The 17,049-nt window shown below is 41.6% G+C and carries 19 protein-coding genes; 10 read left to right on the top strand and 9 right to left on the bottom strand.

Going from position 1 to position 17,049, the window contains the following annotated elements:
• Position 1: 1 nt before the first annotated feature.
• From AC0VYC_RS16900 to spoIIID, 4 genes are all read right to left on the bottom strand, one after another.
• Entirely contained in the window at positions 2 to 820 is an 819-nt protein-coding gene (locus AC0VYC_RS16900) for a flagellar hook-basal body protein (RefSeq protein WP_007497568.1), read from the bottom strand.
• A 29-nt stretch (positions 821 to 849) separates the two neighbouring features.
• Positions 850 to 1,689, bottom strand: a complete 840-nt coding sequence (locus tag AC0VYC_RS16905) for a flagellar hook-basal body protein (protein WP_017360018.1) — start codon at positions 1,687 to 1,689, stop codon at positions 850 to 852.
• Between the two features lie 134 nt (positions 1,690 to 1,823).
• Positions 1,824 to 2,825 carry a cell shape-determining protein Mbl gene (gene mbl, locus AC0VYC_RS16910; protein WP_007497573.1) on the bottom strand — a complete coding sequence of 334 codons (1,002 nt, stop codon included), beginning with the start codon at positions 2,823 to 2,825 and terminating at the stop codon, positions 1,824 to 1,826.
• A 185-nt stretch (positions 2,826 to 3,010) separates the two neighbouring features.
• Positions 3,011 to 3,289 (bottom strand): sporulation transcriptional regulator SpoIIID, encoded by a 279-nt coding sequence (gene spoIIID, locus AC0VYC_RS16915; protein ID WP_008343327.1) that lies wholly within the window; start codon positions 3,287 to 3,289, stop codon positions 3,011 to 3,013.
• A gap of 347 nt (positions 3,290 to 3,636) precedes the next feature.
• On the opposite strand from spoIIID, the gene AC0VYC_RS16920 reads away from it, so the two are divergent.
• The 3 genes from AC0VYC_RS16920 (at position 3,637) to AC0VYC_RS16930 (ending at position 5,962) form a co-directional block, all read left to right on the top strand.
• Positions 3,637 to 4,050: a MarR family winged helix-turn-helix transcriptional regulator gene (locus AC0VYC_RS16920; protein ID WP_475388888.1), complete on the top strand. Its 414-nt coding sequence runs from the start codon at positions 3,637 to 3,639 to the stop codon at positions 4,048 to 4,050.
• A 15-nt stretch (positions 4,051 to 4,065) separates the two neighbouring features.
• A complete protein-coding gene (locus AC0VYC_RS16925; protein WP_007497577.1) occupies positions 4,066 to 5,253 on the top strand; it encodes an MFS transporter in 1,188 nt (395 codons plus the stop codon).
• 109 nt (positions 5,254 to 5,362) lie between these two features.
• Positions 5,363 to 5,962, top strand: coding sequence for an undecaprenyl-diphosphatase (locus tag AC0VYC_RS16930; protein ID WP_008343330.1), 600 nt, complete (start codon positions 5,363 to 5,365; stop codon positions 5,960 to 5,962).
• A 33-nt stretch (positions 5,963 to 5,995) separates the two neighbouring features.
• Here the strand turns inward: AC0VYC_RS16930 and AC0VYC_RS16935 are convergent, their stop codons facing one another.
• The gene (locus tag AC0VYC_RS16935) at positions 5,996 to 7,387 is read right to left on the bottom strand and encodes an MFS transporter (protein ID WP_475388890.1); all 1,392 of its coding nucleotides are present in this window, start codon (positions 7,385 to 7,387) and stop codon (positions 5,996 to 5,998) included.
• A gap of 218 nt (positions 7,388 to 7,605) precedes the next feature.
• Here AC0VYC_RS16935 and AC0VYC_RS16940 point away from each other — a divergent pair, with 218 nt between their 5' ends.
• The 5 genes from AC0VYC_RS16940 (at position 7,606) to AC0VYC_RS16960 (ending at position 11,689) form a co-directional block, all read left to right on the top strand.
• Positions 7,606 to 8,451 (top strand): transporter substrate-binding domain-containing protein, encoded by an 846-nt coding sequence (locus tag AC0VYC_RS16940; protein WP_338705111.1) that lies wholly within the window; start codon positions 7,606 to 7,608, stop codon positions 8,449 to 8,451.
• A 41-nt stretch (positions 8,452 to 8,492) separates the two neighbouring features.
• Positions 8,493 to 9,170, top strand: coding sequence for an amino acid ABC transporter permease (locus AC0VYC_RS16945; protein ID WP_007497584.1), 678 nt, complete (start codon positions 8,493 to 8,495; stop codon positions 9,168 to 9,170).
• Positions 9,171 to 9,180: 10 nt separating this feature from the next.
• Positions 9,181 to 9,921, top strand: a complete 741-nt coding sequence (locus AC0VYC_RS16950; RefSeq protein ID WP_039165315.1) for an amino acid ABC transporter ATP-binding protein — start codon at positions 9,181 to 9,183, stop codon at positions 9,919 to 9,921.
• Positions 9,922 to 10,114: 193 nt separating this feature from the next.
• The gene (locus tag AC0VYC_RS16955; protein ID WP_008343343.1) at positions 10,115 to 11,323 is read left to right on the top strand and encodes an ammonium transporter; all 1,209 of its coding nucleotides are present in this window, start codon (positions 10,115 to 10,117) and stop codon (positions 11,321 to 11,323) included.
• 18 nt (positions 11,324 to 11,341) lie between these two features.
• A complete protein-coding gene (locus AC0VYC_RS16960; RefSeq protein ID WP_007497589.1) occupies positions 11,342 to 11,689 on the top strand; it encodes a P-II family nitrogen regulator in 348 nt (115 codons plus the stop codon).
• Between the two features lie 84 nt (positions 11,690 to 11,773).
• On the opposite strand, the gene AC0VYC_RS16965 is transcribed toward AC0VYC_RS16960, so the two are convergent.
• Positions 11,774 to 12,670, bottom strand: a complete 897-nt coding sequence (locus tag AC0VYC_RS16965; RefSeq protein WP_039165313.1) for a peptidoglycan DD-metalloendopeptidase family protein — start codon at positions 12,668 to 12,670, stop codon at positions 11,774 to 11,776.
• A gap of 129 nt (positions 12,671 to 12,799) precedes the next feature.
• Here AC0VYC_RS16965 and AC0VYC_RS16970 point away from each other — a divergent pair, with 129 nt between their 5' ends.
• Positions 12,800 to 13,297 carry a GNAT family N-acetyltransferase gene (locus AC0VYC_RS16970; protein WP_008343345.1) on the top strand — a complete coding sequence of 166 codons (498 nt, stop codon included), beginning with the start codon at positions 12,800 to 12,802 and terminating at the stop codon, positions 13,295 to 13,297.
• A 235-nt stretch (positions 13,298 to 13,532) separates the two neighbouring features.
• On the opposite strand, the gene AC0VYC_RS16975 is transcribed toward AC0VYC_RS16970, so the two are convergent.
• From AC0VYC_RS16975 to AC0VYC_RS16985, 3 genes are read right to left on the bottom strand one after another with little or no spacing between them, the layout of a single operon-like run.
• Positions 13,533 to 14,063 (bottom strand): TlpA family protein disulfide reductase, encoded by a 531-nt coding sequence (locus AC0VYC_RS16975; protein WP_007497592.1) that lies wholly within the window; start codon positions 14,061 to 14,063, stop codon positions 13,533 to 13,535.
• A complete protein-coding gene (locus AC0VYC_RS16980; protein ID WP_337902895.1) occupies positions 14,060 to 14,629 on the bottom strand; it encodes a MauE/DoxX family redox-associated membrane protein in 570 nt (189 codons plus the stop codon). The genes AC0VYC_RS16975 and AC0VYC_RS16980 overlap by 4 nt, the downstream gene beginning before the upstream one ends.
• A 1-nt stretch (position 14,630) precedes the next feature.
• Positions 14,631 to 16,430: an ABC transporter ATP-binding protein gene (locus tag AC0VYC_RS16985; RefSeq protein WP_335350552.1), complete on the bottom strand. Its 1,800-nt coding sequence runs from the start codon at positions 16,428 to 16,430 to the stop codon at positions 14,631 to 14,633.
• A 98-nt stretch (positions 16,431 to 16,528) separates the two neighbouring features.
• Here AC0VYC_RS16985 and AC0VYC_RS16990 point away from each other — a divergent pair, with 98 nt between their 5' ends.
• Entirely contained in the window at positions 16,529 to 17,038 is a 510-nt protein-coding gene (locus AC0VYC_RS16990; RefSeq protein WP_335350551.1) for a thiol:disulfide interchange protein, read from the top strand.
• Positions 17,039 to 17,049: the final 11 nt, after the last annotated feature.

The following is a 17,049-nucleotide window of genomic DNA, read 5'->3' on the forward strand; positions in this document are numbered from 1 at the left end:
ATTATCGAATGGTATTAATGAGTCCTAGCATTTGATCGCCCATCGTAATGGTTCTTGAGTTCATCTGATACGAACGCTGTGTTGTCATGAGGTCTGTTAATTCTTTAGACATGTCCACATTCGACGTTTCAAGTGCACCTTGCTGAAGTTGAATGGCCTGACGGTTTGCCCCATTCAGTGCCGTTAAAGCGCCTTGATAGTTGCCGTCGACTGAGAACAAATTTTCTCCTTCAGAGATGAGTGCTGAAGAATTATTCACTTGAACAACCCCAAGATTCACCTGCTGATTCGGTTGATTGCCTCGAGAAATAGCTGTAAGCCGGCCATTTTTATCGATAGAAATATCACGGAAATTCGCATTTAAGACAATCTCATTCCCGTTTTCGTCAAGAATCGGATGGCCTTCGCTTGTCACCAGCTGGACTTGATTCCGATTATTTCCTGGCTGTAGATAAAGAGAACCATCTCTTGTATACCGGATGTTACCGCCAGCATTGACCTGCAAATACTGAGATGGCGCACCAAATGCAACATCAAGGTCACGGCCTGTTTCTTTAATAGACCCTTGCAATGAGTTAATGGATGCATTGACCATCGTTCCAGTTCCAAGCCTTAAACCAGCAGGTGTCAGACGACTGTTTGCCACCTGCTCATTTTTTTCGTCTACCTGATTAAACTGTTGTCTGACCAGCTCTGAAAAACGGGTATTTTTCGCGCGATACCCTGTTGTTTCACTGTTTGCAATGTTATTACTAATGATATCAAGCTGCTTTTGCACCTCGTTCATTGACACAGCTGCATTGATCATCGTTCTAAGCATGAGAATCCTCCTCTCTCTTCATTTCTTCATTAATACACTCTTCCGATTTCGTTCACTGCTTTTTCTAAACTCTTATCATATGCCTGAACCACTTTTTGGTTTGTTTCAAATGCGCGGTAGGCTGTTGTCATTTCTGTATATGATTTCGTCACATCAACGTTCGACAGCTCTGATACACCTTGGCTTAATGTATAGGACATTTGACCATTATTGACCGCACTTGGAAGAGGCTGATTATCAGCTGTACGGTATAAATCATTTCCTTCACGCGCAAGGTTTCTTGTATCCATTGCAACACGTACATCAATTTGTCCAAGATTTTGTCCGTTTTCACTCACGGTTCCATCTGCGTTCACTTTGAAATTCTCACTTTGAACGGTAATCGGCTGACCCGTCACGGAAAGAAGGGCACGTCCATTGATCGTCAACTGATTTTGATCATTCAATGTAATGGAACTGCTTTTCGTATAACGAACGCCTTCTGGTGTATTCACAGCATAAAAAAGCGCTGACTTTTGATTTGTCTCCGGGTTGATGGGTACATTATTTTCTACTAATGCGATATCCGTTGTTTGATCCGTTGTTTTTAATGTTCCTTGTGTAAATTGAGGAATCAATTCCTGCATGTATGTTCCCGTATTAATTCCGCCAATCGCCGTTTGCTGAGGGATACTAAAGCCTTTGCCTGAAGATGTTTGGAAACGTCCTGATTCCATTCGGCTTAGCAGCATTTCTGGAAATGCACGCATGGCCCCTTCATCTGCTTTATAGCCTGGAGTATTCGCATTTGCGATATTATTTGAAAGCATTTCTGTCCGCCGCTCTTGAGCGATCATGGCAGATGTTGCGGTGTATAGTCCTTTTAACACGTGCTCACCTCATTCAAATTCTTTCACATGACCTAAAATCATCAGTACACAATCTTCTATGAAATATATCGGCATATTGGCAGGCTTCTTTAATAAAAATCCCCCATTCTTTCTAAAAAGAATGAGGGAAATCATTAGCTGAGTTTACGCTTTGGCAACTTGTCCATATTATCAAGCATCACGCCAGTACCAACTGCTACACAATCCATTGGATTTTCTGCAACGAAAACTGGTACTTTCAGCTCTTCTGCAAGCAATTGATCAAGCCCGTTTAGAAGCGCTCCGCCACCAGTAATGATGACGCCGCGGTCAATGATATCAGCTGATAATTCAGGTGGTGTTCTTTCGAGAACTTGTTTCGCAGCCTGAACAATGGCAGATACAGATTCACGTAATGCTTCTTCTACTTCTTTGCTTGTGACGGTAATCGTTCTTGGTAATCCTGTCACCATGTCTCGTCCACGAATCGAGATCTCTTCGTGACGTGCGTCTGGGAATACCGTTGCAACTTGGATCTTAATGTCCTCTGCAGTTCGCTCACCGATCAACAGCTTGTACTCTTTTTTAATGTAGTTTAGAATTTCCAGGTCAAATTTGTCTCCAGCCATTTTAATAGAAGAGGCGGTTACAATGTCACCCATCGAGATGACAGCGATATCTGTCGTTCCGCCTCCAATATCTACGACCATGTTTCCACTTGGCTGAAAAATATCCATACCAGCACCAATTGCTGCTACTTTTGGCTCTTCTTCAAGAAATACATGCTTCCCGCCGCTTTTTTCAGCAGCTTCTTTGATTGCCTTCTGCTCAACAGATGTAATGTTTGTCGGGCAGCAGATGAGCATACGCGGCTTAGAGAACAGCCCTTTCACATTCAATTTGTTAATAAAATGCTTGAGCATCGCTTCAGTTACTTCAAAATCAGCAATTACGCCATCTTTTAATGGACGAATCGCAACAATATTCCCAGGCGTACGTCCAACCATACGTCTCGCTTCTTCTCCAACAGCTAATACTTTCCCACTGTTTTTATCAAGAGCGACAACAGATGGTTCATTTAACACAATTCCTTTTCCTTTGACATGAATCAGTACATTTGCAGTACCAAGATCAATTCCAATATCCCTAGCAAACATCTATATATATCCTCCTTGAAAATCTGTTTCCATAGCAAATACCACATTCTGCCCTAATTATATATTCTATCATAATTTGCAGAAAAAAAGATATTTCTTTACAAAAGTCTTTACAAAATTTGTGGTTAGAAACTACCGATAAGAGGAAGATATATATATCATGTTTATGAACAAAGAACTAAAGCTTACTGTTTTACAGGCTCACCTTCTAAAATTTCTTCTTTTTTATACTTTAACTTTGTGGCTTCTCCCCCTCGCAGGTGGCGGATTGATTTATGATAATCCAGTATCTCCTTCACTTCGTTAGCCAGATCTGGATTAATTTCTGGCAGTCTTTCTGTTAGATCCTTGTGTACAGTACTTTTAGAGACTCCAAATTCTTTCGCAATTACACGAACGGTTTTCTTTGTCTCCACGATATACTTTCCTATCTTGATTGTTCGCTCTTTGATGTAATCGTGCACACCACTCGACCTCCCTAAAATGGATGTGAGAAGTGTGAAATGAGATCCGTATCAATATTATCCATTTTCAGCGGCGCTTGTTCGTCTTAATTTCTCATCCATTAGGTAGTAAATGCCAAACACGATCCCTCACCTCAAACACTCTCTTTGTCAGGTTTGTAACAGTGTATTAGCATTGCATAGGGAATATGCTAAAAATGAAGATGGGACAAGGGATTTATCAGAAAAGACAAAACAAAAAATCATTTCGAGTGGCGAAAATTTTCACTTTACAAGCATCGGTGTAACACGTAAAATAGGAAAGGTGATTTTATTTACCTAGATAAATAATGAATAAAGGTGAGCCTATGGATACGTTAAACAGAGAGTGTTTACATCAAATACATCAAAGCGCGCGGCTGCTGTCTAAAAAAGCGAACGAAGCGCTTGCTGCTTATGACTTGTACATGTCCCAGTGGACTGTACTTTTTTGTTTGGATACATTCGGTCCTAAAACGCAAAAAGACATTTGGACCTATTTGAACGTCGAAGCACCGACGATTACCAGAACCGTGACGCGTCTAGAAGCAAACGGCTGGGTGAAACGAGTCCAAGGAAAAGACAAACGTGAGAATCTCATCGTCATGACAGACGATGCAAAAGCAAAGTTTCAAAAAATCAAACAGACGATGGAACAATTTGAAGAAGAATGTCTTTCAGATTTTACCTACGAAGAAAAAAAACTCCTCCATACACTTTTACACAAATTATCAACTGAATAGGAAGTGACATACACCATGAACGAACGCATTTGGACAAAAGACTTTATCATGATTGTCCTGGTGAATTTATTTACATTCACCTCTTTTTATGCCCTTTTGACACTACTCCCCATTTACACAATGGATGAATTAAATGGAACAGAATCACAGGGCGGCCTCCTTGTGACGGTCTTCTTATTATCAGCAATTGTGACAAGGCCATTTTCAGGGGCCATTATTGAGAAATTCGGCAAGAAACGCATGGCGATTTTTTCTTCAACAGCTTTTGCCCTGCTCACTTATTTATACATTCCAATTGATCAATTCCAAACACTTCTCATGCTGCGTTTCGTGCAAGGCATCTTCTTCAGCATTTTGACAACCGTAGCAAGTGCCATTGCTGCTGATATGATTCCGAAACATAAACGAGGAGAGGGTCTTGGATACTTTGTGATGTCAATGAACCTCGCTGTGGTTATCGGTCCGTTTATCGCACTGAATCAAGTCGGAAAAGTAGGATTCCATTCTTTATTTCTTCTCTTTTCGATCATCGTCTCTATCGGTGCAGCTTTCACGATGCTGATTAGACAGCCAGAGCCTGAAAACGGCGGAAGTGTCATCTTTCGATTCACTTTTTCTCATCTGTTTGAAAAAGGTGCTTTAAAAACGGCAGCAGTTGGAATCATTATCTCCTTCTGTTACTCGCCGATCATTTCATTTATTTCAGTCTATGCCAATTCCCTGAACCTGATGGGTGCAAGCAGTTATTTCTTCATTGTTTTTGCAGCTGCAATGCTTGGATCACGTCCATTTACAGGCAGACTGTTTGACAGAGTCGGGCCTCATATTGTGATCTATCCATCGATTGCTCTCTTTGCGATTGGTTTATGGATGCTGACCGCTACCCAAACAGCCACCATGCTTCTTTTATCCGGCGCTGTCATCGGTCTTGGCTACGGCTCTTTGGTGCCATGTCTACAAACACTTGCGATACAGCACTCACCAGCACACCGTACAGGCTACGCCACAGCAACTTTCTTTACCCTATATGATACGGGGATTGCCGCTGGATCCTTTGTCTTCGGACTGCTTGTCAGCTTCACAGATTTTTCAAATGTATATCTCATTGCTGGCGTTGTCGTGTTACTCAGCATGGGTGTTTTTTATTGGAGCGAACGAAAACCGCAAGAAGCAAAAGCACAAAAGGTTTCCCTATCAGAATAGGATACTGTTTTAAACTTCACTGAAAACATGCTAAAATATAGGATATTTCAAATGAACAGATAGGTCTTTTGAAAAATAGTTGGCGTTAAGCGAAAGTATAGGTGATGTTTTGAATTACGAATTGTTTAAAGTCATACACGGGATGGCTCATCATTCTGAGTTTTTAGATCAGGCCATGATTTTCATTACGAAAAAGGCCATTCTCGTATATGCCCTCGTCTTATTGATTTGCTGGTTTTTAGGTAATCACAAATTTAAGAAGCATGTCTTCTTTTCTGGTGTAACAGGCATCGTGGCACTCATCGTCAATTTTGCCATTACGCTGTTTTATTATGAAGAGCGGCCGTTTGTGGCGCACAAAGTCGACACACTCATCCCGCACTCAGCAGACGCTTCCTTCCCAAGTGACCACACAACAGGTGCACTGGCTCTTTCACTAGCCATTCGATCCCGTAATAAAAAACTCGGCAATATTTTGCTTGTTTTTGGATTACTGACAGGGTTCTCCCGCATCTGGGTCGGTCATCATTATCCATTTGATGTATTAGGCAGCTTGATCGTATCGATTGTCGTTGTCTTTATCATGAATAAATTATGGAAGTTCTTTGACTCTCCAATTGACCGTATCGTGACATTTTACGAGAACATTGTGGGCAAAATTTTCAGAAGGAAGCAAAAGGACCAAGGATCAGACCTGTCCAACTCTTAAGCGGCTTGCGATAAAGTATGGAAGACCTCTCTTCTACTTTATCCCAGCCGCTTTTTTCATTGTTTGTTTTCCTCTGACCATACTCGAAAAATAAAGGCTGACGCTAATGCCGACAAGAGAAATCATGATCAATGTCCAGCCTAATTGTTCAAAATGAGAACCTGCAATTTCCTCACCAAACAGCATGCCAAGCACGGCAGATGACAGAATGGAACCAAGGTACCTGCATGTTTGAAAAAGCCCAGAGGTCGTGCCAATCATTTGTTGAGGGCTCGCTTTTAACATCGCAGCTTGAAGCGCAACATTTCCAATCCCGTAACTGAGTCCAAGCAAAGCAAGAACCAGTCCTTTCCCCCAGAATGGCGCAGGAATAAAAAAGAAAGTCATTGCGGAAGCACCGGCCAGCATCAGCACAGCACTTGTCAAAACAGGGTGCCGTTCATCGCCGCGATCTACCCACTTGCCAGTCAGCGGCGATACCATTATGCTCACGCCAGACATGCAAAGCATAAAGAGACCTGTCATCTCCACACGCCAGCCCAATTCATCCTGAAAATAACTTGGCAAGCCAAAAAAGAGACAATAGAAGAAAATATTCAAAATGATAAATTGCACATACACAAGCGAAAGCCGTTTCTCCTGCCTGAACATCCGAATTTGGATAAATGGCTCATCCACCTGATATTCCCACCATATAAAAGCACCCGCACTCACAAGACAGAGAATGCCCTGTACATACTGAATACCATCAGATAGTGATAATAAAAAAGAAAGCAAAAGGACAATACAAACTGTAAATAGAAACATCCCTGGCAAATCAAGCTTTCGGACAGTGTCTCCGATACGCAATTTTTTCTTCTTCTCCTTAGGAAACAAGGAAAGGCCTAGAAAAAAACTGATCAATATGAATGGCAAATTCACTAAAAAGATCGCCGGCCAGCTGCCGATCGTCATCAAAAACCCGCCAAGTGTCGGCCCGAGTGCTGTCATCGCTGAAGCAAAGATGGACAATACCGCTAAAGCAGAAGCTTGTCGTTCCTTCACATGATCCCGAATCAGTCCAACACCTGAAGGATAGATCGCACTGCTTCCAATCGCCTGAAGAAGCCGGATCACAATCAGCACCGCAAAAGTCGGGGCAAACGGCGCACAAATGGCTGAGACTGCCACTAGAACTAGTCCAAATAAAAATAAGGTTCTCCGGCTCATCACATGATCTCCAATTCGTCCACTCACCGGCTGCGTGACCGCGCTGGCCAAATAAAAGGTTGAAATGAGCCAAGATACCGTCGTAAACGACAAACCGAACTCATGCTGAATTTGATGCAAGGCTAAAGAAATCATTGAGGAATTCAATGGATTTAACATCGTTCCAAAAGCAATCGCCGTTAAAAAGACTTTTCGGTTGTTTTTCCATTTGATCATACACCCGCCCCCTTCTTTTGACATACACGTTCTTTGTCTATCACCTCGTTATTATGAGATTCATTTCCCTTTTTTACCCTGATCAATTCAAGTTCTCTCTCCGAAAAGCAAGACATACATTTTAAAAAGGGCAAGTGTTGGAAAAGCGCATATAAAATTGAGAATATGAGGAACAAATGGTAAGATGCTACACATATTGAAAAGCCTACTTTCTCCTTATACGGAGAACGGCTGAAAAGGAGGAGAAGCTTATTATTAAAAAAAGACGGTTTTGGGTCCCAGCCCTTTTCTCGGTTGCAGTATTACTTCTGTCTTCGTGCGGTTCAAATGAAACAAATGGGAACGGAGATAAACGTAATTCTACAGCGAAAGGGTCGCCGATTTTGGAGGATGGGAAATTTATTTTTGCAGCATCAGGTGAATTCCACCCATTCAGTTACATGGATGGAAACCAGATGTCCGGCTTTGATATTGATGTCGGCAATGCGATTAGTGACAAGATGGGCCTAGAGCCTGTACAGAAAAAATATAAATTCGCAGGCATCGTCGAAGGCGTCAAAGCAGGTAAATTTGATGCCGCCATTGCAAGTCATACCATCAACGAGGAACGAAAAAAACACGTCCTTTTTTCTCAACCGTATTACTACTCAGGTTCGCAAATCTTCACAAGACCCGGCGCAGACATTCACAGTGCAGATGACTTAAAAAACAAAGAAATCGCTGTCTCTAAAGGTTCGTCTTATGCGGATATTGCCAAAGAACATAGCGGTCAGGAACCGAAATATTACGACAGTGATGTTGTCGCTTTAGAAGCACTAGCCAATGGCAAACACGATGCGGTCGTCACTGATTTTGCCACAGGTGCAGAAGCCATGAAGAAAAAACTAAAAATTGAAGCACAAGAAAGACTCGGGCAAAGTGAGCAAGCAATTGCTGTCTCTAAAGACAATAAAGAGCTCATAAAAGAAATCAACGATGCGATTGATGCACTCAAAAAAGACGGAACATTAAGACAAATTAGCGAAAAGTATTTTGACGAAGATATTACCGTCAAACAGGATTAAAACCACGATTGTGCGCCTTTCTCTAGGCGCACTTTCTTCAAATGGAGATGATTGTTTTGCCTACCTTATCACATTTTTTTCAAACGCTGATTGATTCTAGAGGCGTTTTCTTAGAAGGAATGCTGCTCACCTTACAACTCACTGTCATCAGTATTTTCATCGGCATGTTCATCGGGCTTTTCTTTGCCTTACTAAAAATATCCCGCGTGGCCGTTTTCGGTTATATCGCAAATGCCTATATCTTCCTTGTACGCGGGACACCACTCATTGTGCAGATTTTCATCCTGTATTTTGGGCTTACAGAATTAAATATACCCGACTTTTGGGCAGCCTCTATTGCGCTTGCCTTCCATAACGGTGCCTATATAGCAGAAATATTCAGAGGGGCGATTCAATCAATCGATCAAGGTCAAAAAGAAGCAGGACGTTCTCTTGGCATGGGGCGATTTCTAACCATGAGACGTATCATTCTCCCGCAAGCGATGCGGCGCGCCCTCCCCCCTCTTGGCAATCAGTTTATTATCGGCTTAAAAGACTCTTCACTTGCCGCCTTCATCAGCGTCAATGAACTCTTTAACATAGCCACCACTCAAGGCTCCAACAGTTTTGACAACATGACGTACTTACTTGTCGTGGCTGTCTATTACTTAGTTCTTGTCCTGCTGTTAACATTCGCTGTGCAAACCGTTGAGAAGAAACTATCAGTCAGTGATCATTAGGAGGAGAAGCATGACAGAATCAAAAGAGATCATTCGTGTTGAAAAACTGAATAAACACTTTGGAGAACTGCATGTCTTAAAAGATATCGACCTCACTGTATATGAAAATGATGTTGTCGTCTTAATTGGTGCAAGCGGCTCTGGGAAAAGCACCTTGCTCCGTTGTATGAATTTTTTAGAAATAAAAAATGACGGTCAGATCATCATTGATGGCAGTCCCGTTCATCCAAAACGAGATCAATTAAACAAAATGAGGCAGAAAATAGGCATGGTGTTTCAGCATTTTAATCTCTTCCCGCACAAAACCGTGCTTGAAAACATCATCGAAGCACCGGTTATGGTGAAAAAAACAAAGAAAGCACAAGCGATAACTGAAGCCAATGTCTTATTAGAGAAAGTCGGACTAGCGGATAAAGCAAAAGTGTACCCTTCAAAGCTATCAGGCGGTCAAAAACAGCGCGTTGCCATCGCACGAGCTCTCGCCATGAAGCCCGATGTCATGTTATTTGACGAGCCCACTTCTGCGCTGGACCCAGAGCTTGTAGGAGAAGTGCTACAAACCATGAAAAGTCTTGCCAAAGAAGGCATGACAATGGTCATCGTCACTCATGAAATGGGCTTTGCAAAAGAAGTAGCTGACCGAGTTGTTTATATGCATGAAGGACGAATTGTCGAACAAGGTACCCCATCAGAATTATTTGATTCCCCTCAAGAGGAGCGAACCAAATTGTTTCTCAGTTCGATTTTATAGGTCAAATGCCCTTTATTTTTCGTCGTTCATACACGTTTATTCTCATTTTTTACGAACTTTTCATCCATTTATATTGATAATGACCAAAAAACCATGTTAGATAAACTTACATGAATATGTTATATATGACTTTTCTCTCTATAATGAAGAATTAAGAAATCTATTAATTCTGAATGATTCGGGGGAATGCAGCATGCAAATGGGTGATACAGTATTTATGTTCTTCTGCGCACTACTCGTGTGGTTAATGACACCGGGTTTAGCCTTATTCTATGGAGGACTTGTGAGAAGTAAAAACGTGTTAAGTACGACAATGCACAGCTTAACCTCACTAGCCATTGTCTCTATCGTCTGGATCGTGTTTGGCTATTCACTGGCCTTTGCGCCAGGCAATGCATGGATCGGAGGCTTTGACTGGGTTGGACTAAAAGGCGTTGGCTTTGAACCTGGTTCATATAGTGATACGATTCCACATTCATTGTTCATGATGTTCCAAATGACCTTTGCCGTCCTCACAACAGCCATTATCTCTGGTGCGTTCGCTGAACGTATTCGTTACTCAGCGGTGGTCGTGTTTACACTCCTTTGGGTCACATTTGTATACGCTCCAGTCGCACACTGGGTATGGGGTGGCGGCTGGATTGGCGAAATGGGAGCACTTGACTTCGCCGGTGGAAACGTCGTCCACATTTCATCAGGTGTGGCTGGTCTAGTCGTAGCCATTGTTCTCGGGAAGCGAAAAGAAGCGGCAAGTTCTTCTCCGCATAACTTGATCTACACACTTCTTGGCGGAGCTGTGATTTGGTTTGGCTGGTTTGGGTTTAACGTAGGAAGTGCCCTCACATTAGATAGTGTCGCCATGTATGCCTTTATTAACACAAATACAGCAGCTGCTGCCGGAATCATCGGCTGGCTGTTAGTCGAATGGATGATCAACAAAAAACCAACGATGCTAGGTGCAATCTCTGGAGCCATTGCAGGCCTAGTAGCGATTACACCTGCCGCAGGTTTTGTCACACCATTTGCTTCAATTATCATCGGAATCATCGGCGGAATCGTTTGTTTCTGGGGCGTCTATTCACTTAAAGCCAAGTTCGGCTATGACGATGCACTGGATGCATTCGGTCTGCACGGGATCGGCGGTACGTGGGGAGGCATTGCTACAGGCCTTTTCGCCACTACATCTGTCAATGATGGCGGAGCCAACGGCTTATTTTACGGCGATCCAAGCTTACTTTGGAAACAAGTTGTCGCCATCGTGGCCACATACGTCTTTGTTGCAGTTGTCACATACGTGATCATCAAAGTCGTCAACATCTTCTTCAAGATTCGCGCAACTGAAGAAGAAGAATCAGTCGGTCTTGATTTAACGATGCACGGCGAAAAAGCATATCAAGATTAAAGAAAAAGGGGTGTCTCTATGAGCAAAATGTATAAAGTGGAGATTGTCACACGTCCAGCTAATTTTGAAACATTAAAGGTGGAGCTTGGAAAGATTGGTGTTACCTCTATTACCTTTTCCAATGTGCACGGCTGCGGATTACAAAAGGGACATACGGAACTATACCGTGGCGTCAAAAAGGAAAGCAATGTGTACGAACGTTTAAAGATTGAAATCGTCTTAAGCAAAGTACCTGTTGAACAGGTCGTGGAAACAGCACAGAAAGTACTGCGTACAGGCGAACCAGGGGATGGGAAGATTTTTATATATGAGATAGAAAATACAATCAACATTCGGACAGGTGAAGAAGGACCTGCCGCCCTATAGCATCCCTCCGCCATATGGCGGAGGTTTTTTTAAAGACAGAAAAAACCTCTGTGCATTTATCTACACAGAGGATCTGACATGACATTAAGATTGTTTTGTTTCTTCTGACTGACTGCGGTCTTTAGAGGAATCAGAAGACTTTTCTTGATCAGAGGATTTCCCCTTCTCATCAGACTTATCTTCAGATTTTTCTTCAGCCGGCTCTTTTGCCTTATCGTCAGCAGCAGGTTCCTTCGTTTTTTCATCAACTTTTGGCTGAGCAGGTTCTTTTGCTTCTTCTGTCACTTCTTGCGCTGCTTTTTCAATGGAAGAAACAGGCTTATCAATGAAGCTAAGTGGATTAAGCGCTAAACCTTCCATACGAATTTCAAAGTGAACATGGTTGCCGCTTTCAGCACCATATAGATTCTTACCAGAAGCACCGATGACATCATTCTGCTTTACTTCATCGCCTTCTTTTACACTCACTTGTGACAACGATTGATACACAGTAGACAATCCATCTTCATGTTCAATTTCAACAACGTGACCGAGAACTGGATCTTTTTTCGCCTGAACGACTGTTCCACTAAGAGCAGCTGTGACATCAAACACTTTGCCATCTTTATCTGCAAGATCAATACCTTTGCTTAAGGTATAGGTGTTATTATAGTTTACAAGTGCTGCTTCTTTTTCTTTTTGATCAGCATCTGCTTCATAGAACTTTTTCACGACAGAAACATTCTCAGAATTCTGGACCGGCATAGCGACATTTTCAATTGGCTTTCCAACTTCAACGGCATCATCACGCTGTTCTTGTCCTGTTTGATTTCCATCAGATAGTTGGTCTTTCACATCTTTCGATACAGCTTGATACCAAAGAACGGCTGTTAACACGACCGCTGCGCTGACCAAGTAAATAGCAGGGAATACCCAGCGCTTACGGAAAAATTGCTGAACTTTTGTGATTTTGGAAGTACGTTTCTTTTCTTCCTCTCTCATTTTTCATCACCTCAGCAACATTCTGAACACTTTTCAAAAAATATATACACACGAAATCATTTTTCTTTTTATTTTGCGCAATCGCATCAATAATATGTATGATGAATGAAAAAAAAGATGGGGGTACATATGGTGAAAACTTTCAACCGCATGGCAACAGAAGATGACCTCAAAGAGATCGTCGATATCTACAATTCAACGATTGCTTCAAGAGAAGTAACGGCCGATACAGAACCTGTTACAGTAGAAGACCGCCGTCAGTGGTTTTTGAATCATTCAGAGAAACGTCCTCTCTATGTGAAAACAGATGAGGAAGGAAATATCTACGGCTGGCTCAGTTTTGAAACGTTTTACGGCAGACCTGCATACAACGGTACTGTTGAAATGAGTATTTATTTGAACCAAAACTATCGAGGAAAAGGTTTAGGGTCACTGTTCTTACAAGAGGCGCTCGAATTGGCACCCTCATTAGGCATCCGAACGTTACTTGCCTTTATTTTCGGCCACAACGAAGCCAGCATCAAATTATTTAAGAAGCACGGCTTTGAGACTTGGGGACATTTGCCACGCATCGCGGAAATGGACGGCAATCGGTACGACTTAGATATTTTAGGAAAAGAATTATGAACGGAGCGTCTCTTGAAGAAAGAGACGCTTTAGATTGTTGACAAAGGGCTAAAATGAACTTGATTTTAGCCCTTTGTCTTCTTTTCAGCGTGATAGAAAACCTTTGAAGCCCTAGGAAGGTCGAGTACTGGCGCGGAGCGAATTTCACATTCGTGAGCACCAGCACGCAGGACTGACAAAGAATGCGAGGGTTTGTCTACACGCTGGAGCGTCTCTTGAAGAAAGAGACGCTTTTTTATGAAGCATGCACCAACTGCTCAAATTGCTTCGCATTTTGAAGTGATTTTCTTTTCAGAATGATACCATGTTCATCAATCAGAAGCGCTTGCGGAACAACTGTTACTCCATACAACTCCATAATTTGTGATGAGCGCATATAAACAGCTTGCTCCGGCAGCAATTGAAGAAGCGAGGCATCATCGGCTTGTTCATCTCCATTAATAACAATCACATGAGCATCATCATGTGAAGTTTGAGGCTGCACATCAGACAAAATACTTTTACAAGTCATACAAGTAGAATTCACAAATAACAGCATCACAGCTCGCCCATTTTGCAAATACTCCTTCAAGATCACCTTTTCACCAACATGCGAATAACTGCGAAATAACGGAGCCGGGTCACCAATATCCGCTTCCTTCAATTCAATTCCATCAAGGGACTTTATTTTATTCATAAATCTCCCGATAAAACGGGCAAGCAAAAACACGACAGCCAGCTGGGCAATGACAATTAATAACACAATGATTAATAAAATATCTGTCATTTCATTTTATCTCCTTCTATAATTGATCCATCTGCAATCTGGAATGAGTCGATCCACTTTCGCTTCAATAGCACAATTTCTTGGCTGACCGCTATGATCAAACAGACAGCCGCTGCAATGAGAAAACAAATCATTTTCAACCGCAATGAAATCATTTCAACACTAGGATGTACATAAAATAACCCTGCCACAAGAGTAAGCATCAGCAGATTGCGAATCACAATCCCCCAATGCAGGCGATCGTTTTCCAGTAACCCTCCACAACCGCACGAAATATCACGATGCCCCCTAATTAAATTGAACGTAACCGCTCCAGTATAAATACATAACAGGGCTGTAAGGCCAATTGCAGGCAGGACAGACATGTTCCATATAAACAAATGAACCGTACAAACCAATTCAATCAACAAAAATAAATAAAACATAGGTGCCGCAAAAGAAGGCGGCAACAACCGATAAGCATTGATCTGCTGGACATGTGCCTTCTGTTTCCTTGCTTTATCGAGCCATGCACCCGCAAAAATGATTCCTAGTAAATAGACGCCTATGAAATAAAAGACACTCACCTTACACCATCTCCTTTTGTTGAAATAGTTGAGATTGTGCCTCGTAAAGCCTTCTGTACTCTCCGTGCAACGCCATCAGTTCATCATGGTTGCCCTCTTCAATGAAAGCACCATCTTTCATGACGATGATACGGTCTGCTAAGCGGGCCGCTCCCATACGATGTGTAATAAACAAAACCCCTTGATCCTGCGTATGATCGAATAACTTTCGAATGAGCGAGATCTCCGACAATGGATCGAGAGCAGAGGTCGGTTCATCTAAAATAATAAAATCACTTTCTCTAAAGAAGGTTCTCGCCATCGCAAGCTTTTGCCATTGTCCGCCAGACAATTCATGTCCCTCTTCAAAAAAGCGCCCTAGCTGCGCATCATATGTGTCTTCCATTTGATTAATTCTTTTCTCTATACCTGCTTGGCGGGCGGCTGAAATCAACCGCTCTTCCTCTTCTATATCATCAATACGGCCAAACCCTATGTTTTCTCTCACAGTGAATTCGTACTTCATAAAATCTTGAAAAAGAACAGCCATTCTCGCATGATAGGTCTTTTTATGGATGGTGGAAATATCCTCTCCATTGACTTTGTGCATATTCTGTTGATCTGGATCATATAAGCCGGTTAAACATTTGATTAAAGTGGTTTTACCGGACCCATTATCTCCTACTAATGCAATTCGTTCACCTTTATTCATATGAAAATGAATATGCTCAATCGCTGGTTTTTTCATATTCGGATAAGTAAAAGAGAGATTGTCTAATGTAATGGACTGGATATGCTCAATTCCCTGAAGCGACGCTGCCTTTTCCGTCTGTTCATGCATTTCCTCTTCTCTCTTTTGAAAAGCTCTCATTTCATCAATATATAGGCTTGTTTCATATAAACTAGAACATTCCCTCGTTAAATCTTGAAACCCACTTTGAATGTTTTGTACAGCTTGCAGCACTGCAACAAACGTACCCGCTGCTAATTTTTTTTGAAAAATAAGAAAGACAATCAATAAACCACAGCACACATAGGCCAATGTCATAAGCAACCCGCCTGCCATCTCCCAGCGCACTTGGCGTTTCAGCAAATTATATTTTTCATCTGCACTTTTAATGTAGTGACCTCTCCACTTTTGAAGAAGATAATTCCCTATTCCATATAAACGAACTTCCTTTAGAGAATCTCGCTGCGCGACGAGATCAGATACATACATTTCTCTTCGATCATTAGCCGTTAACAAACGATTTAATCGATAACGTGCGCCTCCAAAGAAAAGTTCAATCCATAATACAGGCAAGGTAAACAAGAACAATATGACCGCTAAGCCCCAATGAATACCGATCATATAAATAAGAAGTGATACAACAGTAATCAACGCGCTCATCATTGTAAAAATACTTCTCACCATACTGAGAACATGCTGATGACTGTTCATCACACGTTGACTTTCATTGTAAAAGGACGGGTGCTCAAACGTAATAAACGGCAGTCTTATCGCTTTTTGAAGCAATTCACCTTTCAAATGCAGACCAATCAGATTTGTTGCTTTCTGTTGACTAAGCTGAAGAATGAATTGAAGCCCATATCCTAAAATCACAATGACCATTTGCAGTCCAAATAACCACAAAACCTTTTGGATGTCACCTGAAGACGTCATAAATAAAATAATTTCATTAATCAAAGTTTGAATAATCCAGACACTAGCCAAAGGCATAAAACCAACGATCACTTGAATGAACAAAGTTAAAAGAAGATAAGAACGACTTTTTTTCCAAGTATAGGAGATTGCATATAAACAATGGTTCACTGTACTCATGAGATGCTCCACCTTACACCATTTAGTATAATTGACATATTTTTGATATTTGTAATATGATAGCTTTGCGTAACTTCACTTTGAGAGGACGATATACGATGAATTCAATTTTTCTTATACAGCTCGCTCTTATGATTTGCAGTCTTCTATTAACGGCTGGAATTATCATCTATTTAAAACAACAGATGCAGCTTATCATCTTACCTATAGAACACGTGGGGCAGAAACTTGCGCATCCACTTCTCGATCAGCCATCACCCATTCACATGAATGATCTGCTGCAAACAAATCGTACACAACAATTACTGATCTTCACTGACTCAGCATGTCCGCACTGCATTCCATCACTCGAACAATTCCTAGAAACAAAAAAGCAGCGTAAACTAAACGTTTCATTGAGTATTTTGTTGAAAAACGGGCAAAAAAAAGACCAAGAATTATATCGTGATAACGAAACAAACTTGCGAATTATTCCGGTAAATGAACAATTGATAAACGCATTCCAAATTCAGGAGTTTCCGTTCTACATCATGGTAGAAGACAATGATACCATCTCATATGCAGCACCTTTTCCAGACGGTCTTTATTCAAGACTAGCTGCAAACTAAAGATAAATGAG

It is taken from the genome of Bacillus sp. iso_77 (genome assembly GCF_056173625.1).

Excerpts from the sequence above, each read along its gene's own strand:
- AC0VYC_RS16960 (WP_007497589.1), top strand. The coding sequence starts at position 11,342 with ATGAGCAAAATGTATAAAGTGGAGATTGTCACACGTCCAGCTAATTTT.
- AC0VYC_RS16975 (WP_007497592.1), bottom strand. The coding sequence starts at position 14,063 with ATGACAGATATTTTATTAATCATTGTGTTATTAATTGTCATTGCCCAG.
- AC0VYC_RS16925 (WP_007497577.1), top strand. The coding sequence starts at position 4,066 with ATGAACGAACGCATTTGGACAAAAGACTTTATCATGATTGTCCTGGTG.
- AC0VYC_RS16935 (WP_475388890.1), bottom strand. The coding sequence starts at position 7,387 with ATGATCAAATGGAAAAACAACCGAAAAGTCTTTTTAACGGCGATTGCT.
- AC0VYC_RS16955 (WP_008343343.1), top strand. The coding sequence starts at position 10,115 with ATGCAAATGGGTGATACAGTATTTATGTTCTTCTGCGCACTACTCGTG.
- AC0VYC_RS16990 (WP_335350551.1), top strand. The coding sequence starts at position 16,529 with ATGAATTCAATTTTTCTTATACAGCTCGCTCTTATGATTTGCAGTCTT.
- AC0VYC_RS16970 (WP_008343345.1), top strand. The coding sequence starts at position 12,800 with ATGGTGAAAACTTTCAACCGCATGGCAACAGAAGATGACCTCAAAGAG.
- AC0VYC_RS16945 (WP_007497584.1), top strand. The coding sequence starts at position 8,493 with ATGGAGATGATTGTTTTGCCTACCTTATCACATTTTTTTCAAACGCTG.
- AC0VYC_RS16900 (WP_007497568.1), bottom strand. The coding sequence starts at position 820 with ATGCTTAGAACGATGATCAATGCAGCTGTGTCAATGAACGAGGTGCAA.
- AC0VYC_RS16950 (WP_039165315.1), top strand. The coding sequence starts at position 9,181 with ATGACAGAATCAAAAGAGATCATTCGTGTTGAAAAACTGAATAAACAC.
- AC0VYC_RS16985 (WP_335350552.1), bottom strand. The coding sequence starts at position 16,430 with ATGAGTACAGTGAACCATTGTTTATATGCAATCTCCTATACTTGGAAA.
- AC0VYC_RS16920 (WP_475388888.1), top strand. The coding sequence starts at position 3,637 with ATGGATACGTTAAACAGAGAGTGTTTACATCAAATACATCAAAGCGCG.
- mbl (WP_007497573.1), bottom strand. The coding sequence starts at position 2,825 with ATGTTTGCTAGGGATATTGGAATTGATCTTGGTACTGCAAATGTACTG.
- AC0VYC_RS16965 (WP_039165313.1), bottom strand. The coding sequence starts at position 12,670 with ATGAGAGAGGAAGAAAAGAAACGTACTTCCAAAATCACAAAAGTTCAG.